This window comes from Streptomyces sp. NPDC046712 (genome assembly GCF_040645695.1).
GTDB lineage: Bacteria > Actinomycetota > Actinomycetes > Streptomycetales > Streptomycetaceae > Streptomyces.
The window spans coordinates 142,468-164,456 of record NZ_JBEYYW010000018.1 but is presented as its reverse complement, the minus strand read 5'-3'; the positions used below and the strand labels follow the sequence as shown (position 1 = coordinate 164,456).

The following is a 21,989-nucleotide window of genomic DNA, read 5'->3' as shown; positions in this document are numbered from 1 at the left end:
GAGGGTGCGGCGGCGCCACCGCACCCCCCCGTGACGGCACTCGTCAGCGGGTCAGGCCGTCGTCACACCCGGCCGTAGTAGACCCTCGACGACCAGATCTTGTCGAGCTTCACCCAGGAACCCTGCTTGGGCGAGTGCCAGATCTTGTTGTTCCCGGCGTAGATGCCCACGTGGTAGACCCTTCCACCCGAGTGGAAGAAGACCAGGTCCCCCTGCTTCCGGCTGGACGCGGAGATGTGCCGGGTCTTGTTGTACTGCTGCTGCGCGGTACGGGGCAGCGACTTGCCCGCCTTCTTGTACGAGTAGAGCGTGAGCCCCGAGCAGTCGAACCGGGTCGGTCCGGTCGCTCCGTACTTGTAGGGCGATCCCTTCTTCGAGGCCGCGATGCTCAGCGCCTTGCCGGCGTGCGAGGTCGCGGCCTGGGCCTCCGAGGTGGCGCCGGGTGCCAGCATCGTGCCGCCGACGGCGGCGAGGGTGAGAGCCGAGACGGCTCCGGCCCGGGACAGCAGGGACGGGACATGAATCTGCGCAGTCATGCGCAACCCTTCGTCAGCCGCCTGTGAAGGATGACCTGTCGGGTTCGGACTGGCGAAGTTGCCCGGCCGCGGCTGCGGCTTCACCCCGAGGAACGGCCCCACTGCTCGGTCGTCCCGTACTGCCTGGGTCCTCCACTCCTGCCGATCCACTCCTGTCGACCAGACATCCGGGACAGCGGCAGGACTCGGCGTCCGCCCGGACCGCCCCGCCGCGGTGGCGGGGGCTTGTCGTCGTGAGGGATCTTGACTCACATCCGGGGCGAAATCCGAGTTGAAACGACGTTATGTGAGGCTGCTCACGACTGATCCATTCGGGTGGACAGACATGTTTCGTGATCTTCTGAGGTTTGGCCGACGAGCCTTGTACCAGGGGAGAAACGCCCGATTCCGCCAGATGCGTACACCTGCTGCGCAACCCACCCCGCACATATGTCGATTCGTCGACTACGCCGAACGAGGGAGGATTTCTATGGCCGCGATGCCCCGAGTGGACCTCGACACGACACGCGGATATGTCAACTCGCTCGTGTCCCAGGCACGGTGACCCGCTCCGCGCGGCGCTCTCCGTCCAACACCCGCAGCGCGCGGGCCAATGTCTCCGTGTGCACCTCGGTCTCGCCGCGTACATGCATGACCGTCAGGGCATCGCGGAGGGCGGTCGCCCGCCCCACCAGGGCCTGTGCCGCTCGCAGCGCCCCATAAGTATGCAAGGTTCTGGATGGATTGATTCGTCCAAGAAGGTCGACGACTTCGAGATAGGCGTCGACGAACTCACCCTCGGCGCGCGTCAGGGCGGGCAGCGGCGGCAGCTCGGGAACCATCTCCGGCTCACCTCGCTCCGGCGCCGCCGGACGCCCCACGGTTCTGGATCACGTGATCCACCAGGCCGTACGCCGTGGCGGCCGACGCGTCGAGAATCGTGACGCGGTCGATGTCGGCGTCGATCCGCTCACGGCTCCGGCCGGTGTGGGTGACCAGCATCCCGGCCATCATCGCGCGCAGCCGGAGCAATTCCCGTGCCTGGATGTCGAGATCGCTGGGCTGCCCCTGCAACGGCTCGTCCATCGTGGGCTGCTGGAGCACGACCCGGGCGCCGGGCAGCGCGAGCCGCTTCCCGGGCGCGCCGGCCGCGAGCAGCACGGCGGCCGTGGAGACCGCCTGGCCGAGGCAGGTGGTCTCCACGGCGCAGGTGACGACCTGCATCGTGTCGTAGATCGCGGACATGGCGCTGAGCGAACCGCCGGGGGAGTTGATGTAGAGCGAGATGTCCCGGTCCGGGTCGGCGTACTCCAGATGCAGCAGCTGGGCGATGACGTCGTTGGCCGAGGTCTCGTCGATCGGCGTGCCGAGGAAGACGATCCGCTCCTCCAGGAGCTTGGAGTACGGATCGAGGGTTCGGCTCCCGAAGCTGGTGCGCTCGGTGAACTCGGGAAGGACGTAGCGGGCATCCATGGACTGCCTCCGGCTTCTCGAAAAATGTACAGGACGTACATTCCGTAAGATGAGGAGCATGGCCTATGAGATTCCGGTGACGCAAGCACGCGCAGAGCTCGCCGACCTGATCAACCGCGTGGTGTACGGCAATGAGCGGGTCGTGGTGACCCGGCACGGCAAGCCGCTCGTGGCGCTGGTCTCCGCCGCTGACCTGGAGAAACTCGAAGCGGTTCAGGAAACCGTCGAGGATCCGGTGGTCAGCTCCGTCTCCTCCGTGCGCACCCTGGCGTCCGCTCCGGGTGAACAGGGCCGCTTCGGCATCGCGGCCCGCCATCGCGACCCGGGTGCCCCTGGCGCATGAGAGAGCCGCGTGCCCCCGTCCGCTACAGCGGGGGCACTCGGCCGTACGTGCAGGGCGTCAGCCCACGGGCGCCGTTCGGGGCCCCGCGGGGTGACGACCACCGCGCCGTATACGACCCGGTCCACGATCGCCGTACGAGCGGAACGATCAGCTCTTCCAGACCCTCTCCGCGGGCTACGACGGCATGCGCGAGGCCTGGGGCAAGCTCGTCGAGGCCTATCGCGCGAGCGGGCTCATGGCGGCGGACGTCCCCGCCGACCGGGTCGCGCGCACGCTCATCGCCACCGCGCAGGGCTTCATCGCCCAGCAGGCGCTCCTCGGTGACGTGACCGTCGACATCCTGGAGGACGGCCTGCGCGGGCTCATGTCCATGGAGACACAAAGCCAGAGTTAACGCGCCGGAAAAACTTCCGCCCTAACGTGCAATGTCTGGCCCAGCAGCCGTCGCCGCAGCTCAACAGTGTGTTGAAGATCGGTAAGGTCCGCTGCTGCCCGGGAGAACCGCCCGGTGGACGACTGTGAGGTGGAAGCGTGCAACTGACCCCGCACGAGCAGGAACGCCTGCTCATTCATGTCGCGGCGGACGTGGCCGACAAGCGCAGAGCACGCGGAGTGAAGCTCAACCACCCCGAAGCCGTCGCCCTGATCACCTCCCACATCCTGGAGGGTGCCCGGGACGGCCGCACGGTCGCCGAACTCATGGCTTCCGGGCGCAAGGTGCTCAGCCGCGAGGACGTCATGGCCGGTATCCCGGAGATGATCCACGACGTCCAGGTCGAGGCGACCTTCCCCGACGGCACCAAGCTCGTCACCGTCCACGACCCGATCGTGTGACGGGGGAACGCCACCGATGATTCCCGGAGAAGTCCTTTTCGGTGAAGGTCCCGTCGCCCTCAACGAGGGACGGCCCGTCACGCGTATCACCGTGCTCAATGCCGCCGACCGGCCCGTCCAGGTCGGCTCCCACTACCACTTCGCCGAGGCCAACCCCGGCCTCGACTTCGACCGTGCCGCCGCGCGCGGCCGGCGCCTCCACATCGCGGCCGGCACCGCAGTGCGCTTCGAGCCCGGCATCCCCGTCGAGGTCGAACTGGTCCCGCTGGCGGGTCGTCGGGTCGTCCCCGGCCTGCGCGGCGAGACCGCGGGACCGCTCGACACGCACCACGCCGACGCCGAGGGAGCCGACCGTGCCTGAGCTGCACCGCGCCGTCTACGCCGACCTGTTCGGCCCCACCACCGGCGACCGCATCCGGCTCGCCGACACCGACCTGCTCGTCGAGATCGAGGAGGACCGCTCCGGCGGACCCGGCCGAGCGGGCGACGAGGCCGTCTTCGGTGGCGGCAAGGTCATCCGCGAATCGATGGGCCAGGCCCGTACGACCCGGGCCGAAGGCGCACCCGACACCGTCATCACCGGCGCCGTCGTCATCGACCACTGGGGTGTGGTCAAGGCCGACATCGGCATCCGCGACGGCCGGATCACCGGCATCGGCAAGGCCGGGAACCCCGACACGATGGACGGCGTCCACCCGGACCTGGTCATCGGGCCCGAGACCGAAGTGATCGTGGGCAACGGCCGGATCGTCACCGCGGGCGGCATCGACACCCATATCCACTTCATCTCGCCGACCATCATCGACGAGGCCCTCGCCTCCGGCATCACCACCCTCGTCGGTGGCGGCACCGGCCCGGCCGAGGGCACCAAGGCCACCACCATCACGCCCGGCCCCTGGCACCTCGCCCGGATGTTCGCGGCGCTGGAGAACTCCCCGGTCAACATCGGACTGCTCGGCAAGGGCAACACGATGTCGCGCGACGCCATGTACTCCCAACTGCGGGGCGGCGCACTCGGGTTCAAGATCCACGAGGACTGGGGGGCGACCCCCGCCGTCATCGACGCCTGCCTGAACGTCTGCGACGAGACCGGCGCCCAACTCGCCATCCACACCGACACCCTGAACGAGGCGGGATTCGTCGGCGACACCCTCGCCGCCATCGCCGGACGCACCATCCACGCGTACCACACCGAAGGCGCGGGCGGCGGGCACGCGCCGGACATCATCACCGTCGTGTCCGAGCCGCACGTCCTGCCCAGCTCCACCAACCCGACCCGGCCGCACACCGTCAACACCATCGAGGAACACCTCGACATGCTGATGGTCTGCCACCACCTGAACCCGGCGGTGCCCGAGGACCTGGCCTTCGCCGAATCCCGGATCCGGCCCTCGACCATCGCCGCCGAGGACCATCTGCACGACCTCGGCGCCATCTCGATCATCTCCTCCGACTCGCAGGCGATGGGCCGGATCGGCGAAGTGATCATGCGGACCTGGCAGACCGCCCACGTGATGAAGAAGCACCGCGGCGCCCTCCCCGGGGACGGCCGTGCCGACAACCGTCGCGCCCGTCGCTATGTCGCCAAATACACGATCAACCCGGCGGTGGCTCAGGGACTCGACCACGAGATCGGCTCGGTCGAGACCGGCAAGCTCGCCGACCTCGTCCTGTGGGAACCCGCGTTCTTCGGGGTGAAGCCCCTGGTCGTCCTCAAGGGCGGCCAGATCGCCTACGCCCAGATGGGCGACGCCAACGCCTCCATCCCCACACCCCAGCCCATCCTCCCCCGCCCGATGTTCGGGGCGCTCGGCAAGGCCCCCGCGGTCAACTCCCTCAACTTCGTCTCCCAGGCGGCGATCGAGGACGATCTCCCCGAACGCCTCGGCCTGGACAAGAAGTTCGTCGCCATCAAGAACACCCGCCGGATCACCAAGGCGGACATGCGGGAGAACGACGCCCTGCCCCGGGTCGAGGTCGACGCCGACACCTTCACGGTGACGATCGACGGCGAACCGGTCGAGCCGGCGCCCGCCGCCGAACTGCCCATGGCCCAGCGCTACTTCCTCTTCTGATGGGCCTGACATGAGCAGTCGCGCCGCCCTCCTCGTGCTCGCCGACGGGCGCTTCCCCGCCGGCGGGCACGCCCACTCCGGCGGCGCCGAGGCCGCCGTCAAGGCCGGCCGCATCACGGACGCGGCGAGCCTCGCCACGTTCTGCCGCGGCCGGCTGCACACCAGCGGTCTCACCGCGGCGGCCCTCGCCGCCGCGGCCGCGCTCGGCCTCGACCCGTACGCCCTCGACGCCGCCGCCGACGCCCGCACCCCCTCACCGGCCCTGCGCACCACCGCCCGCAAGCTCGGCCGGCAGATGATGCGGGCGGCCCGGGCCACCTGGCCCAGCCCCGAACTCGACGCGCTGGCCGCCGCGTTCCCGCGCGGCGCCCACCAGCCCGTCGTCCTCGGTATCGCCGCCCGGGCCGCCGGGCTCGACCCCGAGGACGCCGCGCACTGCGTCGCGTACGAGACGGTCAGCGGTCCGGCCACCGCGGCCGTACGCCTCCTCGGCCTGGACCCCTTCCAGGCCACCGCCGTCCTCGCCCGCCTCGCCCCCGCCATGGACCGGGTCGCCGAGGAAGCCGCAGCCGCCGCCCGGCAAGGCGTCGACGCCCTGCCCGCCGCCTCCGCGCCCCTCCTCGACATCACCGCAGAACAGCACGCGGCCTGGCCCGTCCGCCTCTTCGCCTCGTGAGCGCCCCGGGCATTCGCCCGGAACATCCCCCCAGGAGAGCCATGCACCTCGACCACTCCCACGACCACACCGGCGCCGTCTCCGCCGACGCCCACCGCCCCGACGGAACCCGGCGCGCGCTGCGGATCGGACTCGGCGGACCCGTCGGCTCCGGCAAGACCGCCACCGTCGCCGCGCTCTGCCGGGCCTTGCGTGACCAGCTCTCGATCGCCGTCGTCACCAACGACATCTACACCCGCGAGGACGCCGAGTTCCTGCTCCGCAACGCCGTCCTGCCCCCCGAGCGGATCCAGGCCGTCGAGACCGGCGCCTGCCCGCACACCGCGATCCGCGACGACATCTCCGCCAACCTCGAAGCCGTCGAGGAGCTGGAGGACACCGTGGGCCCGCTCGACCTCATCCTGGTCGAGTCCGGCGGCGACAACCTGACCGCCACCTTCTCCAAGGGCCTGGTCGACGCCCAGATCTTCGTCATCGACGTCGCCGGCGGCGACGACATCCCCCGCAAGGGCGGCCCCGGTGTCACCACCGCCGACCTGCTCGTCGTCAACAAGACCGACCTCGCCCCCTACGTCGGCTCCGACCTGGACCGCATGGCCAGGGACGCGAAGGAGCAGCGAGGCGACCTGCCCGTCGCCTTCACCTCGCTCACCGGCCGACACGGTGTCGCCCCCGTGGCCGACTGGGTCCGCGAGCGGCTCGCCGCGTGGAACGCGACCGCCACCGCATGAGCCTGCGCGCCACCGCACGGATCGCCGCCGACGCCGACGGCGGACTGCCGCTCCTGGAGAGCGACGGCCCCCTCGCGCTCCGCCGCACCCGCACCACCGGCCCGTACACCCGTGTCACCGTCGTCGGCGCGATGAGCGCCCCGCTCGGCGGTGACCGGCTCGCCATCGAGACGGAGGTACGGGACGGGGCGCGGCTCCTGGTCGACTCGGCCGCCGCGACGGTGGCGCTCCCCGGCCGCGCCGCCGAGCCCGCCGCGTACGACATCGGGCTCACCGTCGGCGACGGCGCCGTGCTGCGCTGGCTCCCCGAACAGCTCGTCTCCGCGCGCGGCTCCGACCTGCGGATGCGGACCACCGTCGAACTCGCCCCCACCGCACGGCTCGTGCTCCGCGAGGAACAGATCCTCGGCCGCCACGGCGAGGAGACCGGCACGCTCGTCACCCGCCTCACCGTCCGCCGCGCCGGACGGCCCCTGCTCGACCAGGAGCTGGCGTACGGACCCGGCGCCCCCGGCGGGTGGAACGGCGGCGCGGTCCTCGCCGGCCACCGCGCGATCGGCCAACTCCTCGTCGTCGACCCCGAGTTCGAGGAGAAGCCGATGGCGCCCCGGACGCTCGCCGGAAACGCCGTGCTCGCCCCGCTCGCCGGCCCCGGTGCCCTCGTCACCGTCGTCGCCGCCGACGCCCTCCAGCTGCGCCGCACCCTCGACGAAGCGTTGAGCATCCTCGACGACGCGCTGAGCATCCCCGCGCCGTCCTGAGTTCACCGCTCAGCGGTACACCGGTCTCCGGTTATTGGTTCGGCAAAGAAACACCTGTACGCCCTTTTGCCATGAGCCTGTCGAACGAAAGGATCCCCCGGACAGACCGACATCACGGCGCGGCCACGGGGGCGGCGCCGACAGAGGGGGAGGGACCACGTGAGACGCACAGCAGTGCTCGGCTCGGCCGGCACTCTGATAGCGGGCACGCTCATGGCGGGTGCGCTGGCGGCGCCGACCGCCACCGCCGACAGCCGCCACCGTCCGGACGCGGAGGCGCGCGGCGTCGCCCTGGCGGCCGAGCGGGCGGCGAAGCAGGGCATCGACTGGAAGGACTGCCCGGCCGACTGGGGCCTCGAGAAGCCCATCACCTGCGGCTGGGTCACCGTCCCGGTCGACTACAGCAAGCCCGACGGCAAGCAGATCAAGATAGCCGTCGACCGCATCGGCGCCACCGGCACGCCCGCCGAGCGTCAGGGCGCGCTGCTCTACAACCCCGGCGGCCCCGGCGGTTCCGGCCTGCGCTTCCCGCGCCGGGTCACCACCCAGAACAAGATCTGGGCGAACACCGCCAAGGCGTACGACTTCGTGGGCTTCGACCCGCGCGGCGTCGGCCACTCGGCGCCCATCTCCTGCGTCGACCCGACCGAGTTCGTCAAGGGCCCCAAGCTCGACCCGGTCCCCGACAGCGAGGCCGACAAGCGCGCGCAGCGCAAGCTCGCCGCCGAGTACGCCGCGGGGTGCGCGGAGAAGAGCGGCGACATCCTGCCGTACATCAACACCCTCAACACCGCGCGCGACCTCGACGTCATCAGGGCCGCGCTCGGCGAGAAGAAGCTCAACTTCGTCGGTGTCTCCTACGGCACCTACCTCGGCGCCGTCTACGGCACGCTCTTCCCGACGCACGTCCGCCGCATGGTGCTCGACAGCGTCGTGAACCCGTCGACGCGCAAGATCTGGTACGAGGTCAACCTCGACCAGGACATCGCCTTCGAGGGCCGGCTCAAGGACTGGATGACCTGGGTCGCCCAGCACGACGCCACCTTCCACCTCGGCGACACCTACGCCGAGGTCCGGCAGCAGTGGGAGACCCTGCGCGCCGCCGCCAAGAAGAACCCCCTCGGCGGCAAGGTCGGCCCGGCCGAACTCATCGGCTTCTTCCAGAACGCGCCCTACTACGACTCCATGTGGGTGCCGGTCGCCGAGGCATGGAGCGCGTACGCCGCCGGTGACCCGCAGCCGCTGATCGACTCGGCGGCGGCCGACCTCACCGACACGGCCGGCAACGCCGCGTCCGAGAACGGCAACGCGGTCTACACCGCCGTCGAGTGCGCCGACGCCCCCTGGCCGACCAGCTGGAGGAAGTGGGACCGCGACAACAGCCGGCTCCACGAGCAGTACCCGTTCATGACCTGGTCCAACGCCTGGATGAACCTGCCCTGCGCCACCTGGTCCACCCCGCGTCAGCGCCCGACCGAGGTGCGGACCGGCAAGGGTCTGGCGCCGGTGCTCATCACCCAGGCCGAGCGCGACGCGGCCACCCCGTACGCCGGAGCGGTCGAGCTGCACAAGCGGTTCAAGGGCTCGCGCCTGATCACGGAGAAGGACGCCGGCTCGCACGGCATCACCAACCTCACCAACCCGTGCCTGAACACGCGGGTGGAGGCCTACCTGCTGTCGGGCAAGCTCGACAGCAAGGACGTGACGTGCACGCCGCACGCCACGCCCCAGCCGTAGGCACCGGATGAGGGGGGAGGGGCGGGCCGCCCGGCGGCCCGCCCCTCCCTCATGTACGGGAGGCGAGCCAGGCGTCCTCGGCCGCGTAGTCGAAGAAGTCCACCTGGTACTTCGCCAGACCCGGGAAAGCCTCCCGCCACTCCCGGCCCGCCAGCCGCCCGCTCAGCCACTTCACCGTCGGCGCCAGCGAATCCGCGTACGACACCACCGGCCGGTACCCCAACTCCCGCTCCGCCGCCGTCATCCCGTAGACGATCGGATGGCCAGGCAGCCCGCCCCACCTGTCCTGTCGCTCCGAGTACGAGTGCGTTTCCCTTGGCCATGCGCGCGACGCTACGGCGAGGCGGATCGCCGTCCCAGGTTCTTTCGCCGAGCGCGGATCCGCCGTCAGCGTCCGCGGCGCGGGAACTTTCGCGGAGCCCTGGCGTTCTGCGCCTTCGCCTGCTCCTCCGCGGCCTTCACCTTGGCCGCGTAGTCGTCGACGTACTCCTGTCCGGACAGCGCGAGGATCTCGTACATGATCTCGTCCGTCACCGCGCGGACCGCGGCCTTCTCGCCCTCCATGCCGGCGTATCGCGAGAAGTCCAGGGGTGCCCCGAACCGGATGGTGACCCGCCTGACCTTCGGCACGACCTGACCGGGCGGCTGGATCTCGAAGGTCCCCACCATCGCGCAGGGGATCACCGGCACCCCGGCCGTGATCGCCATGACCGCGACGCCGACCTTGCCCTTGTAGAGCCGCCCGTCGTGCGAGCGGGTGCCCTCCGGATAGATCCCGAGCAGTTCGCCCTTCGACAGCACCCCGAGCCCCTCGCGGATCGCCGTCTGCCCGGCCTCCTTGCCGGAACGGTCGACCGGGATCTGCCCGGCGCTGCGGAAGAACGCCGCGGTCAGCCGGCCCTTGAGCCCGGGTCCGGTGAAGTACTCCTGCTTGGCGAGGAAGGTGATCCGCCGCTTGAGTACGACGGGCATCAAGAAGTGGTCGGAGAACGACAGATGATTGCCGGCGACGATCGCCGCGCCCTCCTCCGGGATGTTTTCGAGACCCTCGATGCGAGGCCGGAAGAGCAGCCTCAGCAACGGCCCGAGCAGAACGTACTTCAGCAGGTGGTAGAACACCGGCGGCCCCCGTTTCGTAGAGCGACGCTTATTTGTAACCACTTGCGCGACCGTGGTCCACACTGGAGACGGAGAGTGGACCTGATGGCTGCCGCACGCCCACGAATACCGCCCGGCGCAGCCGTCACCGCGCTGCTGTGCGCGGTGATGACCGCCGGGTTGTACGGATGTGCCGACTCCGGCACCCCCGAGCCGACCCCGACACCCGCGCCCACCACGCCGACCACCCCCCTCCCCGACCAGGCGAAGCGGTCGCCCTTCACGGGGCTGCCGGCCGGACCCGCCCCCGTGCTCGCCGTCAAGATCGACAACGTGCCTCCGGCGCGCCCGCACACCGGCCTCGACGCGGCCGACCTGGTCTACGTCGAGCAGGTGGAGGGCGGCCAGACCCGGCTGCTCGCCGTCTACTCCTCCGACCTTCCCGACCGGATCGGACCCGTGCGCAGCGCCCGCGAGTCCGACATCGAGCTGCTGCGCCAGTTCGGCCGGCCGGCGCTCGCGTACTCCGGCTCGCACTCGGGCCTGAAACCGCTGCTGAAGGCAGCGCCGCTGTACGCGGTGCCCCCGGAGGACGCCCCCGGCGCCTATCTGCGCGAACGCGCCCGGCCCGCTCCGCACAATCTGTACCTGCTGCCCGAGCGCGCGCTCGCCGCCGCACCGAAGGCCGACGACGCCAAGGACATCGGCTTCCGCTTCGGAGCGGCCCCCGCGGGCGGCACGGCGGTCAACGAACGCACCGTACGCTTCCCGGCCGCCCGCTACACGTTCACCTGGAACGCCGCCGAGAAGAGCTGGCGGGTCGCGATGGACGGCCGGGCGGCCGTGACCACCGACCGCGGCCCGGTGAAGGCCACCACCGTCGTGGTGCAGTACGTGACGATCAGGCCCTCGAAGTTCTCCGACTTCCTCGGCAGCGTCTCCCCGTACACCGAGACGGTCGGCAGCGGAAACGCCCTCGTCCTGCGCGACGGCAAGGCCCACGACGCCCGCTGGAGCCGCCCGGCCGCCGAGGACGGCACCGCCTTCACCACCCCGGCCGGCGCGCCCCTGAACTTCGCACCGGGCCACACCTGGATCGTCCTCGCCCCGCGCGGATAGCCCCCGCGCGGCCGGCCGCGGCGGACGGCTCCCGCGGATAGCCCCCGCGCCGGCGGGTACCCGCCGGGTACGACCAGGGAGGAGGCCCGCCATGGGCGCGGACATCTGGGGCTACCCGGAGACCTCGGGCCATGTGCCCGGAGCCCGGCTCATCGGATACGGCGTCGAGGCCACCGACGGTTCGATCGGCAAGATCGACAAGCACACCGAGGACGTCGGCCGGTCCTATCTCGTCGTGGACACCGGACCGTGGATCCTCGGCAAGCGCGTGCTGCTGCCCGCCGGTCTGGTCTCCCGTATCGACCCCGAGAACGAGACCGTCCATGTCTCCTGCACGAAGGACGAGGTCAAGGACTCACCGAACTTCGACAGCGGGCAGTACGAGGAGGACGGCGAACTGATCAAGCTGATCGAGTACTACTACAGCAACCGGCACATGTGAGCCCACGGACAGGCCCTGGTGCTCAGGGGTGAAGGGCCGAGAACTCAGTGGTCGAGGGCCCGGCCTGTCAGGGTTGAGGGCCAGGCCTGCTCGGTCCGCGCCTGCGGGCGCGTGCGGGGGCGCTGCTGTCCGCAGCCGCCATGCCGATGGTGACCACGCCGAGCACCACCCAGCCGAACCAGAGCCAGCCGCTGCTGCCGAGCGCCACCGTGTACGCCGTCGTCAGCACCAGGGCAGCGACGGTGATCGCGCACATCGCCTTCGTGGGACCGGACATCTGTCCGCCTCCTCCCGACGGGGCCGTCACGCTCATCGTGACCCCTGAGGCGGGCGCAGCGCTACTCCCGCGTCACTTCCGCCTCCCGCCCGGTGTCGCGAGGGCTACTGCCCGCGGGTCTGGAGCGAGGCGAGATACGCGTTGTACGCCTCCAGCTCCTTGTCCCCGTCGCGGTCGGCGGCCCGGTCCTTGCGGACGGCCTGCCGCTGCTCGGAGTGGTACCACTGGTACACCAGCGCGATCAGGACGAGCACCGACGGGATCTCGCTGAACGCCCAGGCGATGCCGCCCGCCGCGTTCTGGTCGGTGAGCGCGTCGATCCCCAGCGAGGCCGGCGGATTCTCGTACGCCTTGATCATCGGCTCGGTCGCCATCATCAGCGCGATGCCGAAGAAGGCGTGGAACGGCATGCCCGCGAAGAGCTCCAGCATCCGCATCACATAGCCGGGGCGGTGCGGTCCCGGGTCGACGCCCATGATCGGCCAGAAGAAGACCAGGCCGACGGCGAGGAAGTGCACCATCATCGCGATGTGCCCGACCTTCGACCCCATCAGGGTGTCGAAGAGCGGGGTGAAGTAGAAGCCGTACAGGCTCGCGATGAAGAGCGGGATCGTGAAGGCGGGATGCGTGATGATCCGCATGTAGCGGCTGTGCAGCAGGGCGAGCAGCCACTCGCGCGGCCCCTTGCTGCCCCGGGCCGCGACCGGCAGAGCGCGCAGCGCCAGCGTCACCGGCGCGCCGAGCAGGAGCAGGATCGGCGAGAGCATCGAGATGACCATGTGCTGCACCATGTGCACGCTGAACATGACCATGCCGTAGTCGTTGAGCTTGGTGCACATCATCAGCGCGACGGTCAGCACGCCCGTGGTGAAGAAGACCGTCCGGCTGACCGGCCAGGCGTCACCGCGCCCGCGCAGCCGCGCCACGCCCCATCCGTACAGCGCGAGCCCCACGACGCAGCCGATGAGGAAGAACAGGTCCGGCGAGAACTCCAGCCCCCGTCCCAGCGTGAACGGCGGCAGATCCATGGTCATGCCGTGCCCGCTGTGATCCATCTGTGTACTCCTGGAGCCCGATTCGCGCTTGTTGTCCGCACCAGACTAGAACCGCCCCCGTTCGCGGATGCGACCGGGGGCGGTTCATGGCGTCGGTGCGGCGGTCAGAGCACGCACTCGGCCTCGGCGTACCGCTCGGCCGGAACCGTCTTGAGGGTCTCCACCGCCTGGGCCAGCGGGACCATCGTGATCTCCGTGCCGCGCAGCGCGGTCAGCATCCCGAACTCGCCGCGGTGCGCCGCCTCCACCGCGTGCCAGCCGAAGCGGGTGGCGAGGACACGGTCGTACGCGGTCGGCGTGCCGCCGCGCTGGACGTGACCGAGTATCACCGGGCGGGCCTCCTTGCCGAGGCGTCGCTCCAGCTCCACCGACAGCTGGTTGGCGACCCCGGTGAAGCGCTCGTGGCCGTACTGGTCCTTGGCGCCGACCTCGAAGCTCATCGAGCCCTCGCGCGGCTTGGCGCCCTCGGCGACCACCACGATCGCGAAGCGCTTGCCGGCCTCGAAGCGCTCGCCGACCCGCGCGGTCAGCTCGTCGATGTCGAAGGGACGCTCGGGCACGACGATCGCGTGCGCGCCGGCGGCCATGCCGGAGTGAAGGGCGATCCAGCCGGTGTGCCGACCCATGACCTCGACGATGAGCACGCGCTGGTGGGACTCGGCGGTGGTCTTCAGCCGGTCCAGGGCCTCGGTCGCCACGCCGACGGCGGTGTCGAAGCCGAAGGTGACGTCGGTCGAGGAGATGTCGTTGTCGATGGTCTTCGGCACGCCGACGATCGGCAGCCCGGCCTGCGAGAGCAGGTTGGCGGCCTTCAGGGTGCCCTCGCCGCCGATCGGGATGATCGCGTCGAGGCCGAGCTCGGCGACATGGCCCTTGGCGCGCTCGACGCCGTCGACCAGGTGCGCGGGCTGGACCCGGGAGGAGCCGAGGATGGTGCCGCCACGGGCCAGGATGCCGCCCACCGCGTCGAGGTCGAGCTTGCGGTAGTCGGCCTCGAGGAGGCCCTTCCAGCCGTCGTGGAAGCCGATGACCTCGTCACCGTGGTCGACGACGGCGCGGTGCACGACGGAACGGATGACGGCGTTCAGACCGGGGCAGTCGCCGCCGGAGGTGAGCACACCAATGCGCATAGCCCAAATACCTTTGCAACGTGGGCCGACTCCCGGACCACGTCGTCCGGTTGGATCCCCGCCACCCTATCGGTGCTGGGAGGCGGGGCCGAACCCGATGTCCGCAGAGTGGACACCGTATTGACTTACGAATCCAATGCGCGCACGCCTGCTCAGACGTGCACGCCCTCGGGCTCCGTGGGACTCCGTCAGGCGGGCTGCGTCGCGGCGGCGATGCGCTCGGCGCGCAGCGCCTCGTACCACCGGTCGTCGGTCGGCGGCAGCGCGTTCACGTCGAGGGCCAGCTTGAGGAGCAGGTCCGCGATCTGCGGGTTGCGGGCCATGACCGGGCCGTGCATGTACGTGCCGAAGACGGTGTCGTTGTACGCGCCCTCGGTGCCGTCGCCGGTGCCGTTGCCCTTGCCCAGGACCGTGCGGGCGAACGGGCGGGCCGTCGGGCCGAGATGGGTGATGCCCTGGTGGTTCTCGAACCCGGTGAGCTGGGGGAGACCGAGGCGCGGGTCGATGTCCGCGAGGACGTCGCCGACGCACCGCTCGCCCTCGCCGCGGGTGGAGATCACATCGATCAGACCGAGGCCGGGCTCGCGCTCGCCGAGGTCGTTGATGAACTCGTGGCCCAGGATCTGGTAGCCGGCGCAGACCGAGAAGATGATCGCGCCGTTCGAGGCGGCGCGGGACAGCCCGCCGTCGCGGCGCAGCCGCTCGGCCGCGAGCCGCTGCGGCCGGTCCTCGCCGCCGCCGATCAGGTAGATGTCGCCGGAGGTCGGCACCGGCTGGTCGCTGCGGACGTCGACGCGCTGGACGTCCAGACCGCGCTGGCGGGCGCGGCGCTCGACGACGAGGGCGTTGCCCTGGTCGCCGTAGGTGCTGAGCAGGTCCGGGTAGACCCAGACCAGGCGCAGGCTGCTCTCACTCATGCTGCAAAGTCCTCTACGGGTCAGTTGCCGACGCGGCGGCGGACGTCCTGGAAGGCGGTGTAGTTGGCGATCAGCTCGATCTGTCCGGGCGGGGCCAGCTGGACCGCCTCGTCGATCGTCTCGCACACGCGGAAGTCCACGCCCGCGACCTCGAGCCGGACCGCCAGGTCCAGCTTGCGGTCGCCGATCACCATGATCGGGTGGCCGGCGAGCCGCCCGTAGTCCACGTCCCACAGCCAGGAGGTGTCCGTGCCGTCGGCGCCGCGCGCGTTGACGGAGAGGATCACCGGGGCCGGCGGCTGATCGATGAGGGAAAACGTTTCGAGCCAGCCCGCCGGGTTCTTGGCGAGCAGCAGTCGCAGCTCGCGGCCCTGGAAGGAGACCACGTCATAGCGGCCGGCCACGGCCTGCACCTGGTACATGCGCTCCAGGGCGACCTGCGGCGGGACACCGAAGACGGCGGCGACGGCGGCGGAGGTCGCGGCGTTGGCCTTGTTGGCGCGGCCGGGCAGCTGGAGGTGGATCGGCCAGGCCGAACCGTGCGGGTCGAGCACGTGGTCGCCGTTGAGTGCCCAACTCGGCGCCGGGCGGCGGAAACCGCACTCGCCGCAGAACCAGTCGTCGCCCGGACGCTGCATCACACCACCGCACGCGGGGCAGGACCAGGCGTCGTCCTTCCATTCCTGGCCGGCGGCGACCCACACCACGTTGGGGGAGGAGGAGGCGGCCCACACGATCAGCGGGTCGTCTGCGTTGGCGATGACCACGGCCTTCGACCCGTTCAGACCCTCGCGCCACTTCTCGGCGAGCATCCGGGTCTCGGCGGCGCGGTCCAGCTGGTCGCGGGAGAGGTTGAGCAGCGCGATCGCCTTGGGCGTGGTGTCCCGGGCGACTCCGGCGAGGTACTTCTCGTCGACCTCGATCACGCCGTACTTGGCGTCCGAGCCGCCGGCGAGGGCCGAGGTGATGCCCGCGGGCATGTTGGCGCCCAGCGCGTTGGAGACGACGGGGCCGCTGGCCCGCAGGGCCTCTGCGATCAGCCGCGTCGTGGTGGTCTTGCCGTTGGTCGCGGACACCAGGACGACGTCCAGATGCTGCGCGAGCCGACCCAGCAGGTCCGGGTCGAGCTTCAGCGCCACCTTGCCGCCGATCACCGATCCGCTGCCGCGTCCCGCCGCGCGCGACACCGCCGCCGCGGCCTTGCCCGCCGTCACGGCCAGTTTGGCGCGCGGCGACAGCGGCTCTGGATTACCGGGGTGTCCTGACATCGTTCTTGTTCCTCCTTGCGTCGGTCCGGGCTCAGCCTATCGAGATCCGGCCAGGGACCCGAACCGCGGCACCACCGGGACCCTTGCCGAAACTCCGAGGTCACAGCGGACCGTACCCTTACGCCCATGCGAAACCGGCCGATCCCCGGCAGTTCCGGCCACGTCCGAGCCATGACCTTGCTCGGCGACCCGGTGCTGCACGCCCCCTGTGAACCCGTCAGCGACTTCGGCCCGGAGCTCGCCCGGCTGATCGAGGACATGTTCGCCACGATGTACGCCGCGAACGGCGTGGGCCTCGCGGCGAACCAGGTGGGGGTGGGTCTGCGGGTCTTCGTCTACGACTGTCCGGACGACGAGGACGTGCGCCACCTCGGGCACCTGGTGAACCCCCGCCTGGTGGAGGTGGACGGGGACGTGATCCGGGGCGCCGAGGGCTGCCTGTCCCTGCCGGGCCTGGAAGCGCCGACGCCCCGCTTCGACCGCGCGGTGGTCGAGGGCGTCCTCCTGGACGGCACCCCGGCCCGCGTGGAGGGGACGGGCTTCTTCGCCCGCTGCCTCCAGCACGAGACGGACCACTTGAAGGGCGGCGTCTACGCGGACCATGTGACGGGGTGGCGCAAGTCACGCCTGATGCGGGCGATCAGGAAGGAGCCGTGGGGGACGGGCGCGGACGCGCTGCGCCGCTGACCGCCTCGCCCTCGTTCGCGCCGCGGGCCCGGTGTCAGAACCCCGGAGCCCCGGCGCGGTCCTCCGCCTCGGCCAGCCGCCCCCACAGCAGATCCGCCAGCGCCCGAACCAACTCGCTCCGCGAGCAGGGGCGCTCGCCGAGCCACCAGTCGCCCGCCGCGTGCATCATGCCCACGATGCCGTGGCCCCAGATCCGTGCCTGCGCCTCGCCCCCGGGGCCGAGGTCGATGCGCTCGGCGATGACCTGGCCGAGCTCCTCGCCCATCCGCCGCAGCACCGGCGCCGAGTGGCGGCCCACGTCGAAGCTCTGCTCGGCCTGGTGCGACTCCTCCGCCGGGTGCATCAGGAAGCGGTAGACCTGCGGCAGCGCCTCGATCGAGGCGAGATACGTGTCGAGCGTCGATTCGACCCGCCGGCGCCGGTCGGCCGGCGCGTCGAGTGCCGCCCGCAGCGCGCCGAGAAGCGCGTCGGTGTGCCGGGTCGCGAGGGCCCGGTACAGCCCGCCCTTGTCGCCGAAGTGGCGGTAGAGGATCGGCTTGGTGATCCCCGCCTCCGCGGCGATCGCGTTCATCGAGGCCTGGGGCCCGTCCCGGAGCACCACGCGGTCCGCCGCCTCCAACAGTTCGCGGCGCCGCTGATCGGCCGGCGACTGCTGGTCGGTGGTCCGGTGTGTGGTCTCCATAGCGTGTCTCCCCGCCCGTGCGAATTCCGTGAGGCTGTCGCAACGTAACACCAGTCCGGCACTCGGTGCCGCGCGGTCCTCGGCGCTCCATCGCTGGTTGACAGCGGCTACCAGCGAGTAACAGACTGCTGTTACCGCAAGTAACGCACGCTGGGAGGGAACGATGGCCGAGTTCACGCTCGAACTCAACGACGACCAGAAGCAGGTCCGTGACTGGCTGCACGGCTTCGCCGAGGACGTGATGCGCCCCGCCGCCGCCGAGTGGGACGAGCGTGAGGAGACTCCCTGGCCGATCATCCAGGAAGCCGCCAAGATCGGCATCTACTCCCTCGATTTCTACGCCCAGCAGTTCTTCGACCCGACCGGCCTCGGCATCCCCATGGCGATGGAGGAGCTGTTCTGGGGCGACGCGGGCATCGCCCTCTCCATCGTAGGCACCGGCCTCGCCGCCGTCGGCGTCCTCGCCAACGGTACCGAGGAGCAGATCGGCACCTGGATCCCGCAGATGTACGGCGACGTGAACGACGTCAAGGTCGCCGCCTTCTGCTCCTCCGAGCCCGACGCCGGCTCCGACGTCGCCTCGATGCGCACCCGGGCCGTCTACGACGAGGCCAAGGACGAGTGGATCCTCAACGGCACCAAGACCTGGGCGACCAACGGCGGCATCGCCAACGTCCATGTCGTCGTCGCGGTCGTCGACCCCGAGATCGGCTCCAAGGGCCACGCCTCCTTCATCGTGCCGCCGAACACCCCCGGTCTCTCCCAGGGGCAGAAGTTCCAGAAGCACGGCATCCGCGCCTCGCACACCGCCGAGGTCGTCCTGGAGAACGTGCGTGTCCCCGGCCACTGCCTCCTCGGCGGCAAGGAGAAGCTCGACGAGCGCCTCGCCCGGGCGCGCGAGAAGGCCAGGAGCGGCGGGGACCGGGTGAAGAACGCCGCGATGGCCACCTTCGAGGCCTCCCGCCCCGCCGTCGGCGCCATGGCGGTCGGTACCGCCCGCGCCGCGTACGAGGTCGCCCTCGACTACGCGAAGACCCGCGAGCAGTTCGGCCGCCCGATCATCGACAACCAGGGCATCGCCTTCCAGCTCGCCGACATGCGCACCCAGATCGACGCCGCCCGGCTCCTCGTCTGGCGCGCCTCCTGGATGGCGACCACCGGCAAGCCGTTCACCTCGGCCGAGGGCTCGATGTCCAAGCTGTACGCGAGCGAGGTCGCCAAGAAGGTCACCGGCCAGGCCATCCAGATCCTCGGCGGCAACGGCTTCACCCGGGAGTACCCGGTGGAGCGCATGCACCGCGACGCGGCGATCTACACCATCTTCGAGGGCACGAGCGAGATCCAGCGCCTGGTCATCGCCCGCACCCTCTCGGGGATGCCGATCCGCTAGCGCCCGTCCGGCGGACACCCCCTAGAGACTGAGGGCGTCCTCGGCGTTGGACACCCATGCGGTGACCGAGTTGCGGGACGACACGTACAAGCCGGGGGTCGACGCCCTCAGCGGCACCTGCTCCAGGTCGGACGCGGTGTTCATGGTCATCGCGATCGAGTCGACGGTCCGGCCCGAGCCGTCGTTCGTGCCGCCCATGAGCCCCGCGTACGCCGACTCACCCGGCGCCAGCCTGATGTCGGTGCCGGGGTGCGTCTCCGTACGCTCCGTCGCCGCGCCGTCCAGGTCGCCGAAGGTCACGATCGGGTAGTCCAGCACCTTGCACGGCTTGCCGCTCTTGTTGGTGATCTTCAGCAGATAGCTGCTCGTGGTCCGCTCCGCGAGGGTCGCTGTGAACCGCACGTCGAACGTGCTGCACGGGAAGACCGCGAAGTCGGGATCGGCCGAGCCCTCGCCGGGGGTGCCCGACGGACCGGACGGCTTCGACGGGGCCGCCGACTTCGACGGGGCCGGCTTCGAGGGCGACGTGGCCGACGGCGTGGCCGACGGGGTGACCGGCTTCGACGGAGCCGCCGGGGGCGGGACCTCCTCGGGCCCACAGGCCGTCAGAGCCAGTGCCGAGACGGCGGCGAGGACGACGGCGGCTCTGCGGACGCCGTGGCGGACGTGATAGGTCATCGGTTCCCCCGAGTGAGAAGCGCGCGTGCGCGGACAGGGCACCAGCGTCTCGCCGTACCTTCACGATTCGGTGACCGGGCTTTCCCGAATCCACCACGAATTCACACCACGCAGAACTCGTTCCCCTCCGGGTCCTGGAGCACCACCGCGTAGTAGTCCATCCCGTCCGGCTCGTCCATCGTGTACAGGATCGACGCGCCCAGCGCCGTCAGCCGTGCGACCTCGCCGTCCACCCGCTCGCGCCGCAGCGCCAGCGGCACCTCCCGGCCGCCGCCGATCTTCAGATCCAGATGGACCCGGTTCTTGACCGTCTTCGGCTCCGGGACCTGCTGGAACCAGACCCGCGGCCCGATCCCCCTCGGGTCCACGATGGACTCGGGCAGCTCCCCGACCCCCTCGGGCAGCTCCTCCTCCGGGACGCCGATCGACGCCCAGTACGCCCGCCAGGTCGCATGGCCCTCCGGTGGCGGCTGCGGTACGTACCGCAAGGCCTCCGCCCAGAAGCGGACGAGCCGCTGGGGGTCGGCACAGTCGATGGTGAGCTGCAGGGTCATCTCGAGAGGCTCCATGGCACGAGCCTCCCAGGCGCCACCGACAATCGAGCCAACACGCCGGATTCGGCGCGGTGTTCGCCCATGGCTACCGGTGGGTCACTCGGTGGGAGACAATCGGCGGGCCGGTGACGATCAAGGGGGCAACGCACACATGGCAACGACCAACGCGATTCCGGGCCCGGCGGGGCTGCCGCTGCTCGGCTCGATGTTCGACCTCAAGAACGACTCGCTCGGCACCTTCCTGAACGCCCAGCGCGCACACGGCGACGTCGTCCGGATCACCGCCGGACCGCCCGGAGTGCGCGCGACCGTGTACGGGGTCTTCTCCGCCGAAGGGGCCCAGCAGGTCCTCGCCACGGAGTCCGCCAACTTCCGCAAGGACAACGCCTTCTACCAGGAGGTGCGCGAGTCCTTCGGCAACGGTCTGCTGACCAGCCAGGACGAGGACTACCTGCGCCAGCGCAGGCTCGTCCAGCCGCTCTTCACCCGCCGCCGCGTCGACAGCTACGCCGAGGCCATCGCCGCCGAGGTGGCGACCGTCACCGCGGAGTGGCGCACCGCGGAGGACTCCACCGTCGACGTCATCGACGAGATGACCCGACTCGCCCTGCGCGCCGTCGCCCGCATCCTCTTCGGCACGGACGTCGACGCGGCCGTCGAGATCGTCGAGCGCGCCTTCCCGGTCATGGGCGACTACGTCCTGCGCCGCGGCTTCTCGCCCCTCAACATCCCCCGCGACTGGCCCACCCCCGGCAACCGCCGAGCCGCCGCCGCGCACGAGGAGCTCTACGCCGTCTGCGACCGGATCATCGCCCAGCGGCAGGCGGCAGGACCGAACGCCGGAGACGGCGGCGGACAGGACCTGCTGTCCCTGCTCGCCGAGGCCGAGAGCGCCGAGGACGGCAGCTTCGACGCCTCCGAACTGCGCGAACAGGTCCTCGTCTTCCTGCTCGCCGGACACGAGACGACGGCCACCTCCCTCGGCTTCGCCCTGCACCTGCTCGCCCTCCACCCGGAGCAGCGCAAGCGGGCCCACGAGGAGGTCGACCGCGTCCTGGCCGGCCGTACCCCCGGCGCGGCCGACTTCGACTCCCTGCCCTACGTCACCCAGGTGCTGAAGGAGGCCATGCGGCTCTTCCCGGCCGCACCCGCCATCGGCCGCCGCGCGGTCGCCGCCACCGAGATCGGCGGCCACACCATCCCCGCCGGCGCCGATGTGATCGTCGCCCCCTGGGTCACCCACCGGCACCCCGCGTACTGGGAGGACCCCGAGCGCTTCGACCCCGAGCGCTTCACTCCCGAGGCCGAGGCGAGCCGCCCCCGCTACGCCTGGTTCCCCTTCGGCGGCGGTCCGCGCGCCTGCATCGGGCAGCACTTCTCGATGCTGGAGTCCGTGATCGCGCTGGCGATGATCCTTCAGGAGTACGACCTGGAGGCGATCGACACGGAGGTGCCGGTCGACGCCGCGATCACCCTCCAGGCGGCCGGCCGGGCGCGCTGCCGGGTCCGGCCCCGCACCGCCTAGTCCGGCGCGGGGCCGGCGACCG

At 70.8% G+C, this 21,989-nt stretch carries 26 protein-coding genes, 2 pseudogenes and 1 riboswitch; of the genes and pseudogenes, 15 read left to right on the top strand and 13 right to left on the bottom strand.

The genetic code is table 11. The features are described from left to right. Positions 1–62 precede the first annotated feature (62 nt). The 3 genes from ABZ939_RS23685 to ABZ939_RS23675 all read right to left on the bottom strand — a co-directional run bounded on the left by ABZ939_RS23685 (position 63) and on the right by ABZ939_RS23675 (position 1,988). Positions 63–536, bottom strand: coding sequence for a C40 family peptidase (locus ABZ939_RS23685; protein ID WP_361858520.1), 474 nt, complete (start codon positions 534–536; stop codon positions 63–65). Between the two features lie 3 nt (positions 537–539). Next, positions 540–737: riboswitch (cyclic di-AMP (ydaO/yuaA leader) on the bottom strand. 314 nt (positions 738–1,051) lie between these two features. Further along, on the bottom strand, positions 1,052–1,357 hold the full coding sequence (locus ABZ939_RS23680; protein ID WP_361858517.1) for a hypothetical protein: 306 nt from the start codon (positions 1,355–1,357) through the stop codon (positions 1,052–1,054). A 7-nt stretch (positions 1,358–1,364) separates the two neighbouring features. Continuing rightward, positions 1,365–1,988: an ATP-dependent Clp protease proteolytic subunit gene (locus ABZ939_RS23675; protein WP_361858514.1), complete on the bottom strand. Its 624-nt coding sequence runs from the start codon at positions 1,986–1,988 to the stop codon at positions 1,365–1,367. A gap of 58 nt (positions 1,989–2,046) precedes the next feature. Here ABZ939_RS23675 and ABZ939_RS23670 point away from each other — a divergent pair, with 58 nt between their 5' ends. From ABZ939_RS23670 to ABZ939_RS23630, 9 genes and pseudogenes are all read left to right on the top strand, one after another. Then, positions 2,047–2,331, top strand: coding sequence for a type II toxin-antitoxin system Phd/YefM family antitoxin (locus ABZ939_RS23670; protein ID WP_361858511.1), 285 nt, complete (start codon positions 2,047–2,049; stop codon positions 2,329–2,331). Positions 2,332–2,470: 139 nt separating this feature from the next. Continuing rightward, a pseudogene (locus tag ABZ939_RS23665) lies at positions 2,471–2,725 on the top strand (TetR/AcrR family transcriptional regulator); the annotation flags it as partial. A gap of 137 nt (positions 2,726–2,862) precedes the next feature. Then, the gene (locus ABZ939_RS23660) at positions 2,863–3,165 is read left to right on the top strand and encodes an urease subunit gamma (RefSeq protein WP_361858508.1); all 303 of its coding nucleotides are present in this window, start codon (positions 2,863–2,865) and stop codon (positions 3,163–3,165) included. Positions 3,166–3,181: 16 nt separating this feature from the next. Further along, complete coding sequence (locus ABZ939_RS23655; RefSeq protein ID WP_361858505.1) at positions 3,182–3,526, top strand: urease subunit beta; 345 nt, start codon at positions 3,182–3,184, stop codon at positions 3,524–3,526. Further along, on the top strand, positions 3,519–5,240 hold the full coding sequence (locus tag ABZ939_RS23650) for an urease subunit alpha (RefSeq protein WP_361858502.1): 1,722 nt from the start codon (positions 3,519–3,521) through the stop codon (positions 5,238–5,240). The genes ABZ939_RS23655 and ABZ939_RS23650 overlap by 8 nt, the downstream gene beginning before the upstream one ends. A 10-nt stretch (positions 5,241–5,250) precedes the next feature. Beyond that, a complete protein-coding gene (locus ABZ939_RS23645) occupies positions 5,251–5,916 on the top strand; it encodes an urease accessory UreF family protein (protein ID WP_361858499.1) in 666 nt (221 codons plus the stop codon). Positions 5,917–5,957: 41 nt separating this feature from the next. After that, complete coding sequence (ureG, locus tag ABZ939_RS23640; protein ID WP_361858497.1) at positions 5,958–6,647, top strand: urease accessory protein UreG; 690 nt, start codon at positions 5,958–5,960, stop codon at positions 6,645–6,647. Beyond that, positions 6,644–7,408 carry an urease accessory protein UreD gene (locus ABZ939_RS23635; RefSeq protein WP_361858578.1) on the top strand — a complete coding sequence of 255 codons (765 nt, stop codon included), beginning with the start codon at positions 6,644–6,646 and terminating at the stop codon, positions 7,406–7,408. The genes ureG and ABZ939_RS23635 overlap by 4 nt, the downstream gene beginning before the upstream one ends. Before the next feature lie 159 nt (positions 7,409–7,567). Further along, positions 7,568–9,145 (top strand): alpha/beta hydrolase, encoded by a 1,578-nt coding sequence (locus tag ABZ939_RS23630; protein ID WP_361858494.1) that lies wholly within the window; start codon positions 7,568–7,570, stop codon positions 9,143–9,145. A gap of 49 nt (positions 9,146–9,194) precedes the next feature. Here ABZ939_RS23630 and ABZ939_RS23625 read toward each other — a convergent pair. Both ABZ939_RS23625 and ABZ939_RS23620 read right to left on the bottom strand, forming a co-directional pair. Continuing rightward, positions 9,195–9,407 (bottom strand): annotated as a pseudogene (locus ABZ939_RS23625) (NAD(P)-dependent oxidoreductase); the annotation flags it as partial. A 125-nt stretch (positions 9,408–9,532) separates the two neighbouring features. Continuing rightward, positions 9,533–10,264 (bottom strand): lysophospholipid acyltransferase family protein, encoded by a 732-nt coding sequence (locus ABZ939_RS23620; RefSeq protein ID WP_361858491.1) that lies wholly within the window; start codon positions 10,262–10,264, stop codon positions 9,533–9,535. Between the two features lie 84 nt (positions 10,265–10,348). Here ABZ939_RS23620 and ABZ939_RS23615 point away from each other — a divergent pair, with 84 nt between their 5' ends. Both ABZ939_RS23615 and ABZ939_RS23610 read left to right on the top strand, forming a co-directional pair. Next, positions 10,349–11,362: a DUF3048 domain-containing protein gene (locus tag ABZ939_RS23615; protein ID WP_361858488.1), complete on the top strand. Its 1,014-nt coding sequence runs from the start codon at positions 10,349–10,351 to the stop codon at positions 11,360–11,362. A 91-nt stretch (positions 11,363–11,453) separates the two neighbouring features. Next, on the top strand, positions 11,454–11,804 hold the full coding sequence (locus ABZ939_RS23610) for a PRC-barrel domain containing protein (protein WP_361858485.1): 351 nt from the start codon (positions 11,454–11,456) through the stop codon (positions 11,802–11,804). 67 nt (positions 11,805–11,871) lie between these two features. On the opposite strand, the gene ABZ939_RS23605 is transcribed toward ABZ939_RS23610, so the two are convergent. The 5 genes from ABZ939_RS23605 to ABZ939_RS23585 form a co-directional block, all read right to left on the bottom strand. Beyond that, complete coding sequence (locus ABZ939_RS23605) at positions 11,872–12,081, bottom strand: hypothetical protein (RefSeq protein WP_361858587.1); 210 nt, start codon at positions 12,079–12,081, stop codon at positions 11,872–11,874. Between the two features lie 104 nt (positions 12,082–12,185). Further along, entirely contained in the window at positions 12,186–13,136 is a 951-nt protein-coding gene (locus ABZ939_RS23600; protein ID WP_361858483.1) for a cytochrome c oxidase assembly protein, read from the bottom strand. 104 nt (positions 13,137–13,240) lie between these two features. Continuing rightward, entirely contained in the window at positions 13,241–14,266 is a 1,026-nt protein-coding gene (locus tag ABZ939_RS23595; protein ID WP_361858480.1) for a 6-phosphofructokinase, read from the bottom strand. A 188-nt stretch (positions 14,267–14,454) separates the two neighbouring features. Continuing rightward, positions 14,455–15,183, bottom strand: coding sequence for a glutamine amidotransferase (locus ABZ939_RS23590; RefSeq protein ID WP_361858478.1), 729 nt, complete (start codon positions 15,181–15,183; stop codon positions 14,455–14,457). A 20-nt stretch (positions 15,184–15,203) separates the two neighbouring features. Further along, entirely contained in the window at positions 15,204–16,451 is a 1,248-nt protein-coding gene (locus ABZ939_RS23585; RefSeq protein WP_361858475.1) for a MurT ligase domain-containing protein, read from the bottom strand. 126 nt (positions 16,452–16,577) lie between these two features. On the opposite strand from ABZ939_RS23585, the gene def reads away from it, so the two are divergent. Continuing rightward, a complete protein-coding gene (def, locus tag ABZ939_RS23580; protein WP_361858472.1) occupies positions 16,578–17,138 on the top strand; it encodes a peptide deformylase in 561 nt (186 codons plus the stop codon). A 34-nt stretch (positions 17,139–17,172) separates the two neighbouring features. On the opposite strand, the gene ABZ939_RS23575 is transcribed toward def, so the two are convergent. After that, positions 17,173–17,820, bottom strand: coding sequence for a TetR family transcriptional regulator (locus tag ABZ939_RS23575; RefSeq protein WP_361858469.1), 648 nt, complete (start codon positions 17,818–17,820; stop codon positions 17,173–17,175). A 163-nt stretch (positions 17,821–17,983) separates the two neighbouring features. Here ABZ939_RS23575 and ABZ939_RS23570 point away from each other — a divergent pair, with 163 nt between their 5' ends. Then, positions 17,984–19,210: an acyl-CoA dehydrogenase family protein gene (locus tag ABZ939_RS23570; protein WP_361858466.1), complete on the top strand. Its 1,227-nt coding sequence runs from the start codon at positions 17,984–17,986 to the stop codon at positions 19,208–19,210. A 21-nt stretch (positions 19,211–19,231) separates the two neighbouring features. On the opposite strand, the gene ABZ939_RS23565 is transcribed toward ABZ939_RS23570, so the two are convergent. After that, positions 19,232–19,612, bottom strand: a complete 381-nt coding sequence (locus ABZ939_RS23565) for a DUF4232 domain-containing protein (protein WP_361858462.1) — start codon at positions 19,610–19,612, stop codon at positions 19,232–19,234. On the opposite strand from ABZ939_RS23565, the gene ABZ939_RS23560 reads away from it, so the two are divergent. Further along, positions 19,602–19,880, top strand: coding sequence for a hypothetical protein (locus tag ABZ939_RS23560; protein ID WP_361858459.1), 279 nt, complete (start codon positions 19,602–19,604; stop codon positions 19,878–19,880). The genes ABZ939_RS23565 and ABZ939_RS23560 overlap by 11 nt on opposite strands. Positions 19,881–19,989: 109 nt before the next feature. On the opposite strand, the gene ABZ939_RS23555 is transcribed toward ABZ939_RS23560, so the two are convergent. Beyond that, the gene (locus ABZ939_RS23555; RefSeq protein ID WP_361858456.1) at positions 19,990–20,457 is read right to left on the bottom strand and encodes a VOC family protein; all 468 of its coding nucleotides are present in this window, start codon (positions 20,455–20,457) and stop codon (positions 19,990–19,992) included. 136 nt (positions 20,458–20,593) lie between these two features. Between ABZ939_RS23555 and ABZ939_RS23550 the strand changes: the two genes are divergently transcribed. After that, positions 20,594–21,967: a cytochrome P450 gene (locus ABZ939_RS23550; RefSeq protein ID WP_361858453.1), complete on the top strand. Its 1,374-nt coding sequence runs from the start codon at positions 20,594–20,596 to the stop codon at positions 21,965–21,967. Positions 21,968–21,989 lie beyond the last annotated feature (22 nt).